This window comes from Kribbella ginsengisoli (assembly GCF_039537185.1).
GTDB classification, from domain to species: Bacteria; Actinomycetota; Actinomycetes; order Propionibacteriales; family Kribbellaceae; genus Kribbella; species Kribbella koreensis.
On record NZ_BAABAA010000004.1, the window covers coordinates 439657 to 454571 of the forward strand.

General features: G+C 68.6%; 15 protein-coding genes. 6 read left to right on the plus strand and 9 right to left on the minus strand.

The window, feature by feature from the left end; genetic code table 11:
* The first annotated feature begins 32 nt into the window (after positions 1–32).
* On the plus strand, positions 33–476 hold the full coding sequence (locus ABD768_RS18425; protein WP_344842051.1) for a MarR family winged helix-turn-helix transcriptional regulator: 444 nt from the start codon (positions 33–35) through the stop codon (positions 474–476).
* On the opposite strand, the gene ABD768_RS18430 is transcribed toward ABD768_RS18425, so the two are convergent.
* Complete coding sequence (locus tag ABD768_RS18430) at positions 439–1092, minus strand: response regulator (RefSeq protein WP_344842054.1); 654 nt, start codon at positions 1090–1092, stop codon at positions 439–441. The genes ABD768_RS18425 and ABD768_RS18430 overlap by 38 nt on opposite strands.
* Positions 1089–2219 (minus strand): sensor histidine kinase, encoded by a 1131-nt coding sequence (locus ABD768_RS18435; RefSeq protein WP_343964125.1) that lies wholly within the window; start codon positions 2217–2219, stop codon positions 1089–1091. The genes ABD768_RS18430 and ABD768_RS18435 overlap by 4 nt, the downstream gene beginning before the upstream one ends.
* Before the next feature lie 162 nt (positions 2220–2381).
* Between ABD768_RS18435 and ABD768_RS18440 the strand changes: the two genes are divergently transcribed.
* Positions 2382–4523 (plus strand): MMPL family transporter, encoded by a 2142-nt coding sequence (locus tag ABD768_RS18440; protein WP_344842058.1) that lies wholly within the window; start codon positions 2382–2384, stop codon positions 4521–4523.
* A 36-nt stretch (positions 4524–4559) separates the two neighbouring features.
* The gene (locus tag ABD768_RS18445; protein WP_344842061.1) at positions 4560–6110 is read left to right on the plus strand and encodes a carboxylesterase/lipase family protein; all 1551 of its coding nucleotides are present in this window, start codon (positions 4560–4562) and stop codon (positions 6108–6110) included.
* 79 nt (positions 6111–6189) lie between these two features.
* Here the strand turns inward: ABD768_RS18445 and ABD768_RS18450 are convergent, their stop codons facing one another.
* From ABD768_RS18450 to ABD768_RS18470, 5 genes are all read right to left on the minus strand, one after another.
* Positions 6190–7053, minus strand: coding sequence for a chitosanase (locus tag ABD768_RS18450; RefSeq protein ID WP_343964131.1), 864 nt, complete (start codon positions 7051–7053; stop codon positions 6190–6192).
* Positions 7054–7190: 137 nt separating this feature from the next.
* Complete coding sequence (locus ABD768_RS18455; RefSeq protein WP_344842064.1) at positions 7191–8063, minus strand: diacylglycerol/lipid kinase family protein; 873 nt, start codon at positions 8061–8063, stop codon at positions 7191–7193.
* Positions 8063–8821 (minus strand): twin-arginine translocase subunit TatC, encoded by a 759-nt coding sequence (tatC, locus tag ABD768_RS18460; protein WP_343964135.1) that lies wholly within the window; start codon positions 8819–8821, stop codon positions 8063–8065. Before tatC ends, ABD768_RS18455 begins: the two co-directional genes overlap by 1 nt.
* Positions 8822–8897: 76 nt before the next feature.
* Positions 8898–9188 (minus strand): twin-arginine translocase TatA/TatE family subunit, encoded by a 291-nt coding sequence (locus ABD768_RS18465; RefSeq protein ID WP_343964137.1) that lies wholly within the window; start codon positions 9186–9188, stop codon positions 8898–8900.
* A 51-nt stretch (positions 9189–9239) separates the two neighbouring features.
* Positions 9240–9431, minus strand: coding sequence for a hypothetical protein (locus ABD768_RS18470; RefSeq protein WP_343964139.1), 192 nt, complete (start codon positions 9429–9431; stop codon positions 9240–9242).
* Positions 9432–9549: 118 nt separating this feature from the next.
* Here ABD768_RS18470 and ABD768_RS18475 point away from each other — a divergent pair, with 118 nt between their 5' ends.
* Positions 9550–10746 carry a winged helix DNA-binding domain-containing protein gene (locus tag ABD768_RS18475; protein ID WP_344842069.1) on the plus strand — a complete coding sequence of 399 codons (1197 nt, stop codon included), beginning with the start codon at positions 9550–9552 and terminating at the stop codon, positions 10744–10746.
* 5 nt (positions 10747–10751) lie between these two features.
* Here the strand turns inward: ABD768_RS18475 and ABD768_RS18480 are convergent, their stop codons facing one another.
* Together ABD768_RS18480 and ABD768_RS18485 are read right to left on the minus strand one after the other, a co-directional pair.
* Positions 10752–11732 carry a helix-turn-helix transcriptional regulator gene (locus ABD768_RS18480; protein WP_343964143.1) on the minus strand — a complete coding sequence of 327 codons (981 nt, stop codon included), beginning with the start codon at positions 11730–11732 and terminating at the stop codon, positions 10752–10754.
* A 34-nt stretch (positions 11733–11766) separates the two neighbouring features.
* Positions 11767–12729 carry a helix-turn-helix transcriptional regulator gene (locus tag ABD768_RS18485; RefSeq protein WP_343964145.1) on the minus strand — a complete coding sequence of 321 codons (963 nt, stop codon included), beginning with the start codon at positions 12727–12729 and terminating at the stop codon, positions 11767–11769.
* A 99-nt stretch (positions 12730–12828) separates the two neighbouring features.
* Here ABD768_RS18485 and ABD768_RS18490 point away from each other — a divergent pair, with 99 nt between their 5' ends.
* Together ABD768_RS18490 and ABD768_RS18495 are read left to right on the plus strand one after the other, a co-directional pair.
* Complete coding sequence (locus ABD768_RS18490) at positions 12829–13797, plus strand: hypothetical protein (RefSeq protein WP_344842074.1); 969 nt, start codon at positions 12829–12831, stop codon at positions 13795–13797.
* Positions 13798–13816: 19 nt separating this feature from the next.
* Complete coding sequence (locus ABD768_RS18495; protein WP_344842169.1) at positions 13817–14914, plus strand: DUF3866 family protein; 1098 nt, start codon at positions 13817–13819, stop codon at positions 14912–14914.
* Position 14915: the final 1 nt, after the last annotated feature.

Genomic DNA, 14915 nt, shown 5'->3' on the forward strand with positions numbered 1-14915 from the left:
GGAAGCTAATTCCCAAGAAGCAGGATTCTTTGGTGACCGACCTCACATCGTTGTTCTCGAACCTGGTCCGGCTGGAGACACGGCTCTACAACGCGCTCGACGCCAGGCTCAAGGCGGAGCATGACCTGCCGCTGGGTCAGTTCGAGTTCCTGCGGTTCATCGCGGCGAGCGGGACGACACGGGTCCAGGATCTGGCACACGAGTTCGCCATCACGGTCGGGGCGACCAGCAAGGGAGTCGACCGGCTCGAGGCGGCCGGCCGTTGCCGGCGTACCGCCAACCCCGAGGACCGCCGCTCCTCGCTGGTCGAAGCGACACCGGCCGGCCTCGAGATCCTCGCCGCAGCGACTCCCACGGTGGAGGCGGAGCTGGTCGCCAGAATCGGTACGGTGCTGCCCGAACAGTCGGTCGAAGACCTGGCCACCCTGTTGTCGACGATCAGCGCTGGACTCGGTGGGTCTCGTAGGCCCACATGACCAGTTCGACCCGGTTCCGGGCGCCGAGTTTGGTCATGATGCTGGTGAGGTGCGTCTTGACCGTGCTGAGGCTGATGTGGAGATCACCGGCGATCTCGGAATTGGTACGGCCCTGGGCGACGGTGAGCAGGATCTGTTCCTCACGACCGGTCAGCGGCTCGACAGGTTGAGCAGGTGGCCGACCGAGTCGCGTATCGGAGAAAGCCGCGAGTAGTCGCGCGGTGATCTTCGGCGCGATCAACGCCTCGCCGTCGGCGGCCGCGTGGATCGCCTGGACCAGGAGTTCGGGGCCGGCGTCCTTGAGCAGGAAGCCACGAGCCCCTGCCTTGAGGGCGCCGTGGACGTACTCGTCGAGGTCGAAGGTGGTGATCACGACGACCGCGATCGGCTCCTCGACGTGCGGTCCGGCGAGCTCGCGGGTCGCCGCGATCCCGTCCATCCCGGGCATCCGGATGTCGAACAGGCACACGTCCGGGCGCAGCCGGCGGGCCAGCTCGACCGCCTCGCGGCCATCGGCGGCCTGACCGACCACCTCGATCCCGGGTTGCGCGGACAGGATCATCGTCAGCCCGGTACGGATGAGTTCCTGATCGTCGGCGACGACTACCCGGATCATCTGGCCGCCTTCGGCAGGACGGCTTCGACGGTCCATCCCCGGTCGGGGCCCGGGCCGGCCTCGAAGGAGCCGCCGAGGAGGGCGGCTCGTTCGGTCATACCGACGAGGCCGTAGCCCACCGGCCCAGCCGAGCCTGCTTCGCCGTCGTCCTGGATGGTCAGCCGCACTTGGTCGACGCTACCCGCCACCCGGACGTCGACGCGGGTCGCGGCGCGGGCATGGCGGACAGCGTTTGTGATCGACTCCTGGGCTATCCGGTAGAGGGCGGCCCCGACAGAGGGACCGAGATCGTCGAGGTCGCCGGACAGTTCGACGTCGACGTGCAGCCGGCTTCCGCGGGCCAGTTGCTCGAGGTCGGCCACGCCCGGCTGCGGGGCCATCGCGGCCGCCTCGTCCTGGCGGAGTCCGGCGACCATGACCCGCATCTCCGCGAGGGTCCGTGAAGCCTCCGTCTCGATGATGGACAAGGCATCCATGGCAGCCGCCGGATCGGACGCGGCGACGATGCGGCCTGCCTGCGCCCGGATGAGGATGGCCGAGACGTGGTGGGCGACGGTGTCGTGCAACTCGCGAGCCAGTTGCTCACGCTCGCGGAGCCTCACCTGGTCCAGCTCACGGACCCGCGACGAGGTCCGGTACCGGACGGCGGCACCGACCGTCGCCGGGAAGAGCAGGAACATGCTCCCGAAGATGGAGTCGACGAGGCCGGTGGGGTCGGCGGCGAGCCCGAGCGCCAAGGCGCCCAGGACGAAGACCAGCCCGATCGCGATCTCCCGGCCGGATCCCCAGCGAAACAAGGAGTACGGGAGCAGGATCACGCAGATCATCATGTACAGCCCGACTGACTCCTTGTCGCTGAGCAAGGTCACCACGTTCAGCAGGATCAGGGTGCCGAACACGCCGGCCACGACGGCGAACGCAGCGGTACGCCGCCACAGCAGCGCGAGCACGACGGCGACCCCGAGCAGGATCGCAACCGGCCGCCACACCAGGTGATCCCGGAAGATCCCTTCGAGGACGGCCGTCGGCAGCAACAGACCGACCAGAACCCAGTCCCGCCAGACACGCCGCGGAGCCTCGGGAGCGCGCGGCTCTGCCCAGAACGAGCGGACCGCGTTTCTCAGCATGACCACACAGTAGACACCCGCGACGTCCCGGGTATCGGCCCAAAGTACGGCGTTGCGCTCAGCCGTCCGGCCGAGTCGACTCCGGCTCTTCTCCCGAGGTGCCCTCGCCCGGATCCCGCGACGCTGAGTCCACTGTCCCTGGGCCGTTGAAGGAGAACCCCGATGATGTCGCACGCGCTGTACAGACTGGGCCGGTACGCCGCCCGCCGGCCGTGGACGGTGATCAGCAGCTGGCTGGTCGTCTCCGTGCTCGTGGTCGCCGCGGCCGGCCTGTTCGGGCAGAAGCTCACGGACTCGATGGGAGCGCCGGGGCTCGACTCGCAGAAGGCCGGCGAGCTGCTCGCCCGGTCCAACGACGCGGGGCTGACCGCGAAGGTGGTGCTCACGCCTGCTGACGATGGCGCGACCTTCTCCGACCCGGGGCCGCGGACAGCTTTAAGCGAGGTCCGGGCGGGCGCCGCCGAGCTGCCCAACGTGCTGGATGCCAGCGAGCCGGCGATCTCGGCGGACGGGCGAGTCGCGGTCATCCGGCTGCAGTACCCGGTACAGGAGAAGCTGGGCCGGGGCGATCTGGAGAACCTCAAGTCGTTCGCTGCTGGGGTTGGTCCCACCCTCCGGGTCGAGTTGGGCGGGGATCTGTTCTTCGTCTTCGAGGCGCCCGAGACCGGTATCGGGGAAGGGCTGGGGTTGCTGGTCGCGATCGTCATCTTGCTGGTGACGTTCGGGTCGGTGATCGCGATGGGATTGCCGATCGGGCTGGCGTTGTTCGGCCTCGGGCTCGGGATCAGTGGGATGTCGCTGGTCACGTACCTGATCGACATTCCCAGCTGGGCGCCGGTGATCGGGAGCATGGTCGGGCTCGGGGTGGGGATCGACTATGCGTTGTTTCTGGTCACGCGGCATCGCGAGTACTTGTCATCAGGGCTGAGCGTCTCGGAATCGGCGGGGCGGGCGGTCGCCACCGCTGGGCAGGCAGTCGTGTTCGCGGGTGGCACGGTGGTGATCGCGATCCTCGGGTTGGCGGTGGCCGGCGTACCGTTCATGACCGCGGGTGGGATCGCGGTCGCGCTCATCGTGCTGATCATGGTCGTTGCCTCGATCACCTTGTTGCCTGCCTTTCTGGGGTTGGCCGGGTCGTGGATCAACCGGCTCGCGGTACGGCGGGTCACCGTGCGGACCGGTGGGTGGGAGCGATGGGCCCGGCATGTGTCTCGTCATGCCATCGCATATCTGGTCAGCGCCGTAGTCGCGTTGCTGGCGCTCGCCGCGCCGGTGCTCGCGCTTCAGGTCGGTACGCCGGATGAGGGCGCGCTCCCAGCGACGCGGACCGAGCGCCGGGCGTACGACCTGGTCGCCGCGGGATTCGGGCCGGGGTTCAACGGGCCGTTGGTGATCGCAGTGGACGTCTCGGCCGATGCCAGTGTGGTCGGGCCGCTGCTCGACGCTGTCAAGGCGGACAAGGGCATCGCCGGGGTCGCTCCGCCTGAGGTGAAGGCCGGGGTCGCGACGCTCGTCGCCTTCCCGACCACCGGGCCGCAGGACGATGCGACGCTGGAGACGGTCAGGCGCCTGCGTACAGACGTCTTTCCGTCCGTACTGCAAAACAGCCCGGCGTCGGCTCATGTCGGCGGTCAGACGGCGAGCTTCGCCGATGTCGGTGCCAAGGTCAACGATCGGCTGCCGCTCTTCGTGGGGGCCGTGATCGTGCTGTCGATCCTGTTGCTGACCGTCGTCTTCCGGTCGGTCGTGGTGCCGCTCAAGGCGGCCGTGATGAATCTGCTCAGCATCGGCGCTTCGTTCGGCGTCATGGTGATGGTGTTCCAGTGGGGTTGGGGCGCGGACCTGATCGGGCTGGAGTCGACGGTGCCGATCGTGCCGTTCATCCCGATGTTCATGTTCGCGATCCTGTTCGGGCTGTCGATGGACTACGAGGTGTTCCTGCTGTCGCGGGTCAGGGAGGAGTATCTGCGCAGCGGCGACAGCGACGGCTCGGTCGTGCACGGGATCGCGACCACCGGGCGGCTGATCACCTCGGCGGCGTTGATCATGGTGTCGGTCTTCCTCGGCTTCGTGCTGAGCAACGACCCGTCCGCGAAGATGTTCGGGCTCGGGCTGGCCGTCGCGATCTTCATCGACGCGACGATCGTCCGGATGCTTCTGGTGCCGGCGGCAATGAAGCTGCTGGGCGCCGCGAACTGGTGGCTCCCGGGCTGGCTCGATCGCTTGCTGCCGGTGCTGGATCGGCCGGACGAAGGAAGCAGCGAGGGTCAACCAGAAGTCGCCGCGGTCGATACCTTCGCCTGATCGCGGTCGGGGGTCGCGGGTTCCTAGTCTGCGGAGATGACTGTTCGAGGGATTCGATGGGCCGCGGCGCTTGCTGCCGGATCAGCTGTCACACTGGGGATCTCCGCACTGCCGGCGGCTTCGGCCGACGTCGTGGTACGGACCGACAAGGGGCTCGTGCGGGGAACCGCCGACGCGAGCACGCGGGTGTTCCAGGGCATCCCGTACGCGGCCAGACCCGAACGGTGGACGCTGCCTCGGCCGGCGGCGGCCTGGACCGGCGTACGGGACGCCTCGAGGCCCGGACCGATGTGCAGCCAGTTGGATGCCGAGGGCAAGGTTGATCCGCGGTCGTCGGAGGACTGCCTGTTCCTGAACGTCACCACGCCGGCCGGTCGCGGGGCCGGCCGGCGTCCCGTCATCGTCTGGTTCCACGGCGGTGGCTGGGCCTCGGGCAACGGTGCCGACTACGAGGCGCGATCGCTCAGCCGGATCGGCGACGCGGTCGTCGTCACGGTCAACTCGCGACTCGGGATCTTCGGCTTCTTCGGCTACCCGGGGCTGACCGACGGCGGGACGTTCGGCCTGGCCGACCAGCAGGCGTCGCTGCGCTGGGTGCGCGCCAACGCCCGTGCGTTCGGCGGCGATCCGGCGAACGTGACGATCATGGGCGAGTCGTCCGGCGGCGCCTCGGTCTGCGCGCAACTGGTCTCGCCGCGCTCGGCCGGGCTGTTCCAGCGAGCCGTCATCGAGAGCGGCTCCTGCCTGCAGCACTGGGCGCCGAACGTGATGGTCCCCGACAACGACGCGATCGAGTACTGGGCACCGCGCTCCGAACTCGCGCGCAACGGCCGGACCACCGGCACCGAGCTCGGCTGCGCGGACCTCGCCTGTCTGCGTGGCACGCCCGATGTCGAGGGATTGCTGAACCACAACGCGTTGTTCGGCACCCCGGCGTACGGGACGCCGATCCTGCCGGTCGACCCACGTCGCGCCCTGAAGGCCGGTCTCGTCCACCGGGTGCCGGTGCTGCAGGGCAACACCCGCGACGAACACCGGTACTTCGCTCGGTTCTTCGAAGACGACGCACCGATGACGGCGGCGGAGTACCGGGCGAATCTCGTCAAGAGCTTCGGCCGGGCGATGGCGGCCCAGATCGAGAAGCGCTATCCGGTACGGGCGTACCCGTCGCCGTTGATCGCGTGGGCGACGGTCACCACGGACAGCAGTTGGGTCTGCCCGACCGCTGAGGCCTCGCGGCTGCTGGCCCGGCGTACGCCGGTCTACAGCTTCTCCTTCGATGATCCGCACGCAGCGGTCCTGGAAGGTACCTTTCCGGTGGGCTACCCGGCAGGGGCGTACCACGGCTCGGAAGTGGCGTACCTGTTCGACTTCGGGCCGGCCGCGCCGATGACGGCCACTCAGCGGGGGCTGTCCGGTCAGATGATTCGCTACTGGACGAACTTCGCCCGGTCCGGCGACCCGAACGGCCCAGGGCTGCCCAGGTGGCCCGCCTTCGCCGGCGGACCGACCACGCAGTCGCTGGCGCCCGGGCGGCTCGGGCAGGTCGACCTCGCCGTAGCGCACAAGTGCTCTACCTGGGGATAGCAGACAGCCCCCGTCGCCCGGGGACACTCGGGCGGCGGGGGCTGTCTCCAGCTGGTCAGGGTCAGCTGATGTGACTCTGCTAGCTGATGTGGAAGGAGTCTCCGTAGACCTTCCAGTCGAGGGGGGTGTTGAGGTTGAGGTTGCCGTTGCGGAGGAACACGCGCTGGGCGGTGTCGACCCGGCTGGTGTCGCTGTGCGCCTCCTCCTGCTTCATCGCCCAGACACGGGCGTCGAGGAAGGCGTTCAGCCAGGTGGTCTCGTTACCGCCCTGGGCCGGCGGCTTGGCCTTGGTCAGGGCGCGCTTGCGGATGCCACCGAAGCTGGTGCCGTCACTGCCGTCGCCGTGCATGACGATCGCGTCGTAGTACATGAACTGGCCGAGCACGCCGACGCCGTCGGACTTGCCCCGGCTGACGGCCGGGTTGAAGTACACCCGGTCGCGCTCGCTGTCCTGCGCGGCCTTGAAGACCGAGTCGTTCGCGGCGGTCTTCCAGTCCCTGGTGTAGTTCGGGTCGAGACCCTCGTGCGAGTCGGTCCCGTCCACGTTCTCCAGCGCCGGCAGGTACTTCTGCAGGACGTTGCCCGGCTTCTTCTGCTTGTACAGCTTGACCAGGTCCAGCATGTCGCCGGTACCGGAGCAGAACCCGATGATGCCGGCCGTGTAGCCGCGGCCGTCGTCGATGTCCTCGATGTACTTGTACTGCGCCTTCCAGTCCAGCGAGGAGTTCTCCGCGCTGGAGACGATCTTCATCGCGATCTCCTTCTTCGCCGGGTCGTCCAGCCCGACTGCCTGCACGCTGCTCTGGGCGTGCGTGGCGGTGGTGCCGTGCTCGAGCAGCGGCGAGGCGTACGCGGTCGCCGGGGCGGCAGCGACGGCGAGGCCCAGCAAGATGCCGGCGAGCCGGCGGGTGCTGCTCTTGGTGTTCGCGGGGGCGTTGAACACGAATCTCCTCCGAGGGGCGTCGAGGGGTGTTTATCTGTTAGGAAGCTTTCCTATCAGACAAATCCGATGACGAACAGAGATCGGTGAGATTCGTTCAGTGATGACGCGAACTTAACCGGTTCGAACGTTGGTTTGACTCAGGCGAACACGGTCAGCGCGCCCGGGGCGACGCCGATGTCGACCGGCAGCGGGCCGAGGATCTCGCCGTCGGCGTACGCCGTGACGCCGGGCGACTCGAGCCGGATCGACCGGCCGCGCAGGGTGTGCACCGCCGGGTGGCCGAGGTGGGAGCCCTTGGACAGCTTCGGGAACATCTGCAGCAGGGTCAGCCGTGACACCGGCTTGATGATCGTGACGTCGAGCAGCCCGTCGTCGATCCCGGCGCCGGCGCAGATCTGCAGTCCCCCGCCGTACGTCGGACCGGTGCCGACGGCCACCAGCATCGCATCGGTCTCCAGCACCTCGCCGTCGACGGTCACGACGTACGAGATCGGCGTGAAGGTGCGCAGCTCGGCGAAGGTGGCCAGCGTGTAGCGGGCGTTGCCCTTCGGCCACGTCATCGCGTTGGCGCGCTTGTTCACCAACGAGTCGAAGCCGCCCGCCACGACGGTGGTGATGTACTCGTCCTTGGCCGTCGCCAGGTCGACCGCCCGGGTCTGTCCCCTGACGATCAGCGCGGCCGCGGCCTTCGGATCCTTCAGCGGTACGCCGATGCCGCGGGCGAAGTCATTGCCGGTACCGGCCGGGATCACGCCGAACGGCATGCCCGACTTGGCCAGCACCTGGGCGCCGAGATGGATCGTGCCGTCGCCGCCGACCAGCGCCACGCCGTCAGCACCGGAGGCGATCACCTCGGCGCTGATCCGGCCGACGTCCTCGGCGCAGGTGGTCGTGTACTCGTCGACGGTCAGGCCGCCGGCCTCCAGCTCCGCGCGGACCACCGGGGCGACCCGTGCGCCCAGCCCTCTGCCGCTGGTGGGGTTGACCACCAGCGCGATCTTGCGGGTCATCAGTCGGCCAGCAGTTCTTCGGCCTGGCGGGCCTTGCGTTTGTCGAGCACCCGGGTGATCACCTCGGCGATGAAGAACAGCAGGCACATCGGGATCGCCAGCAGACACATCGTGAACGGGTCACCGCTCGGGGTCGCGACCGCCGCGAAGATGAAGATGACCAGGATGATGTACGGCCGGAACTTGCCCAGCACCGAGGACGGCACCACGCCGAGCATGTTCAGCAGGACGACGATCAGCGGGATCAGGAAGGCGATACCGAAGACCAGCATCGTCCGGATCACGAAGTCCAGGTAGTGCGGCAGCTCGACCAGGTTCTGGATCTGCTCGGGGGTGAAGCTGATCAGGATCGCGATGCCCTTGGGCAGCGTCCAGTACGCGACTGCCATACCGCCCGCGAACAGCGGGGCGGCGATCGCCGCGAACAGCACCGCCCACTTCTTCTCGTTGCGGTGCAGCCCGGGCGCGATGAACGCCCACAACTGGAACAGCCAGATCGGACCGGCGGCGACGACGCCCATCAGCGCGGAGATCTTGATCCGGAAGGTCAGCGGATCACCGACGCCGGGAAACGTCAGCAGCGGCTTGGGCTGGTCGTTCTTCAGCGCCAGCTCCGTGATGCTGGTCCTGAACGGGTGCGTCAGGAACCTGAACGCCTCGTCGTAGAAGAACCAGGCCGCCACCGTCCCGATGACGATCGCGAGCACGCTGATGAGCAGCCGGTTGCGCAGCTCGATGATGTGCTCGCGGAGGGTCATCCGACCCTCTTCGTCCTTCGGGCGACGCTCTTTCCGTCGTCCGATCCTCACCGTTGTCACAGGTGGAGCGCGCGGCTCAGTTGGCCGTGTGGGTCGGCGGCAAGCCGTCGCCCGGGGCCTGGCCGTTCGGCTGCTGGCTGGGGGCCTGCACCGGCGGGTTGACCGGCTGGGTCGGCGCCTGGGTGCCCTCGGTCAGCTCACCCTCCTTCTTGCGGGACGACGGGCCGACCTCCTCTTCCCAGATCTTCTTCGACTTGCCGAGCTGCTTCACCAGCGCCGGCAGCTTGGCCGACCCGAACAGCAGCACGACGATCGCGAGAATGACGAGCCACTCAGCGCCCTGAGGCATTCCGAGATACGCAACCATGACGAAACTCCCTACCGACTTCTACTTGTGGCTCAACCGTGAGCGCCGATACTACGCCCGAGCTTGTGCGTCCTCGGCGGTCCGGGCGGACCTCGCCTGAGACTGCGCGTCCTCGAGCTTGGACTGGGCGGTTACCAACTCACGTGTCAGTGCCTTGGCCTGACCCCACAGCTTCCGAGCGAGCAGCACGAGGACCAGGATCCACACCGCCACCACGCCCAGGAAGAGCAAGAGCCAATACATGCCCAAGAGCCTATCCGGTTCCCGGTCACGACCCTTCCCCGCAGCCCGTCGCGGTGGACAACGGTGTCGGAACGTGATGGTAAGAACAGGGGAAGCAGAGACCTCAGGGGGCGTTTTGATGGAACGGATTTCGGTGGCGGAGCGGCGGGCCCGGCTCGGGCGGCGGCACCGGCTGGCAGGGTCGGCGCAGGCGGGGGATCCGGTGGAGGCGGCTCGGTCGATGGTGGTGCTGCACGGGACGGATCCGGCGACCGTTCACCTGTCGATCGCCGCGCGGGTGCCGGGTAGCGAGGTGGCAGGGACCGAGCGGGCGCTGTACGACGATCGGACCTTGATCCGGATGCTGGGGATGCGGCGAACGGTGTTCGTCGTACCGACGGCGTTCGCTCCCGTAGTACAGGCTGCTTGTACTGACGACATCGCGGAGAAGCAGCGGAAACTGCTCGTCAAGCATCTGGCCGAGGCGGGGATCGCGGCCGATGCCGAGGCGTGCGCCAAGTGGTTGCGGTCGGTCGAGGAGTCGACGGCTACTGCCCTCGCGCTGCGCGGATCGGCGACGGCTTCGGAGTTGTCGGCCGATGAGCCGCGCTTGCGCAGCCGGCTAGTGATGGCGCCTGGCAAGTCGTACGCCGCGCAGCCGTACGTGACGAGCCGAGTCCTCTTCCAACTCTCCGCCGAGGGCCGGATCGTCCGCGGCCGCCCGCTCGGCACCTGGCTGAGCGGCCAGCACCAGTGGTCCCCGGTCGAGAACTGGCTCCCCGACGGCTTCGGCGACAAGCAACCGGCCGACGAAGCCCGGGCGACTCTTGCGCGCGCCTGGCTGACCTCCTTCGGCCCCGGCACCGTAGAAGACCTCCAGTGGTGGGCCGGCTGGACCCTAGGCCAGACTCGCAAGGCCCTAACCACAGTCGAAGCAGTAGAGGTCGACCTGGACGGCTCCACCGGCTACGTACTCCCCGGCGACGAGGCGCCATCACCGGAGCCAGAGCCCTGGGTAGCGTTCCTCCCCGCCCTGGACCCCACCCCCATGGGCTGGAAAGACCGCTCCTGGTACCTGGGCGACCACAAATCCCGAATGTTCGACACCACCGGCAACATCGGCCCCTCCGTCTGGGCCAACGGCCGCATAGTCGGCGGCTGGAGCCAACCAGAATCCGGCGACGTCCGCTACCAACTACTCGACGACGTAGACCACGAAACAGCTACCGCTATCGAATCCGAAGCCCACCGCTGGACCCAATGGCTAGCCGGCGTCCGAATCACTCCCCGCGGCCGCCGCCCCTCACCGCTGGAGGACGAACTCTCGAAACGCTGAGGTGCCTACTGGAGTTGGTCGTCGTAGGCGGAGAGGGCGTCTCGGGCGGTGGCAGCTATTTGTTTGCCCAGGTCTTGGGGGTCCAGGACTGTGGCGGTGCCGCCTAGGCGGAGGATGAGGCGCTGGAGCCAGGCGGTGTCGGCTACTCGGAGTTTCACGGTCAGGGAGTTGCCGGCGGTTTCTTCGACGGACTCCATCGGGTAGTACTCGGCGACCCAGCGTGCGGGGGGCTCGAGCTTGACCGTGGCGAGTAGGTCTTGCTCTGAGGGCTGGAACATACCGTTGGAGAGGTCGCGGGGAGTCGCCTCGGGTGGAGGCTCGCTGGGGAGGTCCAGGAGCTTGGCCGCGGCGATTCGGTCGAGGCGGAAGAGGCGGACGTCCTCCGCCAGGCGGCACCACGCCTCGAGGTAGCTGCGGCCTTCGGAGACCACCAGACGCATGGGATCGACGTCTCGCTCGGTGGTCTCGTCGCGAGACGGTACGTCGTACGTGAGGTGCATGCGTCGCTTGCCGGCCAGCGCCCGGTTGACCAGGTCGGCGATCTCCGGCGCAGCGGGCTCGACGTGGACGTGGGCAGCGGAGCCCTCGATCGCAGCAGCCCCCTCCCCCGCGGCCGTCTCCAGCTTCGCGATGGCCCGGTCGACGGCGTCGCGGTCATTGCCGGCTGTCACATCGCGCAGGGTGCGCAGCGCGGTCAGCAAGGCGAGCGCCTCGTCGGCCGCCAGCCGCAGCGGGCGCGCCAGATAGTCGGCGTTGTTGAGGTGGATCACCCCGTCGCCCTCGGCCGCGTCGATGTCGATCTCGATCAGATCGCCCATCTGGGCGCCGGGCAGACCGCAGAACCACAGCACCTTCAGGTCCGCGATGATCTGCTTCGGCCGTACGCCGAACTCCGCCGCGACGTCGTCCACCCGGGCGCCGTCGTTCTCACGCAGGTAGGGCACCAGTGCGAGCAGCCGCTGTACCTGGTCACGCGCATTGCTCATGCCGCGACCTCGCTGCGGTTGTCGGTTGGGCGGCTCATACGGCCACCCCGGCGACGGTACGCAGGCGTCGCAGTACGCCGTCCAGCACGTCGCCCGGCCCTTCGACCACGGCATCCGGCCCGAGGGACGCGATCTCCTCGGCGAGGACCTCGGAGTCGGCGTACGGGACGTGCAGCAGGTCCCAGCCCTCCTCGTACGGCTCGATCGCGTTCGCGCGTCGACGCAGGCTCACGGCCGAGCCGGTGCGCGCCCGGACCTTCGCCTCCGACGTCGGCCGTGGCGGCGCGAGCTCGCTGACCAGCGAGCGGATGTCGGTGCCCTCGGGCACGGTGAACGCGTTCGGCGGGCCGACCGTCTTGACGTTGCCGCCGATCCGCGACATCCGGAACATCCGGGTCGCCTGACGGTCGCGATCGCGACCCACGACGTACCAGCGGCCGTGCCAGGAGACGATCCCCCATGGCTCGAGCGTGCGGGTGGTCGGCGCCGAACCACCGCTGCGAGTGTGCTCGAACCGTACGGCGGTGCGGCTCACGACGGCCGACCACAGCGGGTCGAAGGCCGGCTCGGAGGCGCCGACGTGCGGCTCGATCGCGCTCAGCGCGGACTGGTCGGTCTGGATCCCGGCGGCCTTCAGCTTGAGTACGGCCGACGTGGTCGCCTCGGCCAGGCTGGCGTGCTGCCAGACCCGCGCGGCGACCCCCAGTACGGCGGCCTCGTCCGGCTCCAGGTGCACTTCGGGCAGCTCGAAGACGTCCCGGCGGATCCGGTAGCCGACGTCGTCGGAGAAGAACTTGTCGATGGTGCCCATCTCGATCGGGATGCCCAGATCGCGCAACTCGTCCTTGTCGCGCTCGAACATCTTCTCGAAGGCGTCGTCGGTCTGCCCGGCGTACCCCTCGACGACCTCGCGGATCCGCTCCTTGGTCACGTAGGTGCGCGCGACCAGCAGGCAGATCACCACATTGAGCAGCCGCTCACTCTTCCGCGCCGACACCCGACCACCTTACGGGGTGTTCGGCGCGAACATGTGTTCTAACCTTCGACGGCACCGGAAAAGATTCTTCGTGACCCCGGCCGCTGCCAGAGTTTCGCCATGAGAAGAACCTCCGCCGGGTTCGCCGTGCTGGCTCTCGCGTCGACCGCCCTCCTGCAGGTGCAGTCCGCAGCCGCCGCCGAAGCCTGTTCCGACTCGTACCTGACCCCGCTGGCGTCCTGGGAGCGGTCCCCGATCACCGCGGCCGATCCGTCCGGCCGCTACCAGGTGGCCCAACTGGGCGACCGGACCGGCCGGCTCGGTGTCGGCATCTGGCGCAACGGTGTCGCCGAGACGATGATCCCGCTGCTCGACGGCTACATCGAGCCGCTCGACGTGAATGTGCGGGCCGAGGTCGTGGGGTTCGGCTACGCCAGCGGCGAATCGGTGGGCGCCTGGCGGGCTCGCGGGACGCAGCGCACCACGCTCCCGCTGCCGGCCGGCGCCGACTCCGCCAAAGCGGTGGCGATCAACGCTGCCGGCGAGGTGGCCGGTGTGATCACCACCGCCTCGGGCAGCCAGGGGGTCGTGTGGTCGCCCAGCAACGAGCCGCGGGCACTGCCGGTGCCCGACGGGCTCACCTCGGCGGAAGCCAAGGACATCGACGATGACGGCACGGTCGTCGGGTTCGCCGGCAAACAGGACCAGTTCGGCATGCTCACCCGTCAGCCGGTCGTCTGGCCGGCCGATGGCGGCTACCGGCTACTGCCTGCCACGGATCAGGCCTACACCTGGCCGTCCGCGGTCCGCAACGGCATCGCCATCGGCGAGGACGGCCAGTCCGTCGCCAGCTGGAACCTGGCCACGGACACCGAGACGCTCATAGCGGCGACCGAGGCCAGGGCCGGCGATGTGAACGCCGGCGGCGACTTCACGATCACCAGGACGCCGTCCGCAGCCCCGGCGGTCACCGACTTCATCCGGCGTGGCCAGCCTGTTCGCGCGGCCGGTCCTGGCTATGCCATCGGCCTGTCGGACTCGGGCCGGGTCTACTACGAGGATCACCACGTCTTCGACTGCGGCTCCTGACTACTACAGTCACCGTGTGATGCGGTGGCGTGAAGGAATCGTTAGTGGGCTCGGGCGGAGCTGGACCGGGGCGCAGGAGCTGACTGTGGTGGTCGGTGACCGGGATGTGCGGTCACTGGCCTACCCAGACCTGGTCGGCTCCCCTGTCGTCGGCGACCGAGTACTGCTCAATGTGGGCGCTCTCGACCGAGGCCTGGGCACCGGCGGCTATGCACTGGTCGTCGCCATCCCCGACCGGCTCCCATCTGACCCGCCCGAGACCGGGCACCTGGTCAAGGCCCGCTACACGCCACTGCAGTCCATGGTGCTCGGTGCGGACGAGCAGGACTCGCCCGACCACGCAGTACTACGAGATGCCGACGACCTCTTCGGTACGCCGGTCGTGGTGGCTGACCTCCACTCGGCGCTGCCCGCAGTACTGGCCGGCGTGTTCGAGGCCCGACCCGGTACTCGCGTGGTCTACGTGATGACGGATGGCGGGGCCTTGCCGCTGGCGTTCTCACGGACTGTCTCGGCGCTGCGGGATGCCGGATGGCTTGGCGGGACTGTGACGGTCGGGCAGGCGTATGGCGGCGACCGGGAGGCAGTGACCGTTCATACCGGGTTGCTGACCGCAGTACACGTGCTGGCGGCCGAAGTGGTCGTACTGACGCAGGGGCCTGGCAACCTCGGCACTGGTACTCGCTGGGGCTTCTCCGGAGTGCAGTCGGGTGAGGCGGTCAATGCGGTCGGCACGCTTGGCGGGCGGGCCGTGGCGTCGCTGCGCATCTCGGAGGCCGACCCGCGACCACGGCATCGGGGCATCTCGCACCACAGCCTCACGGCGTACGGGCGGGTGGCGCTGCAGCCGGCGGACGTCGTAGTACCGGATCTGGACGGAGAATTCGGCGACGCCGTCAGGGACGCGGCCGAACCCCTCAAGGGCCGGCACCGGGTCGTACGGGTCTCTGTGGACGGCTTGTACGACGCCCTGGCGGCCGCCCCGGTCAAGCTGTCGACGATGGGCCGGGACCTGGACGCAGACCGCGCCTACTTCGAAGCGGCCGCTGCAGCCGGGCGCCACGCCGCGGGGCTGGTGGACATACCACCACCCGGGTCGGGGTCTCAGTACTCCTGAA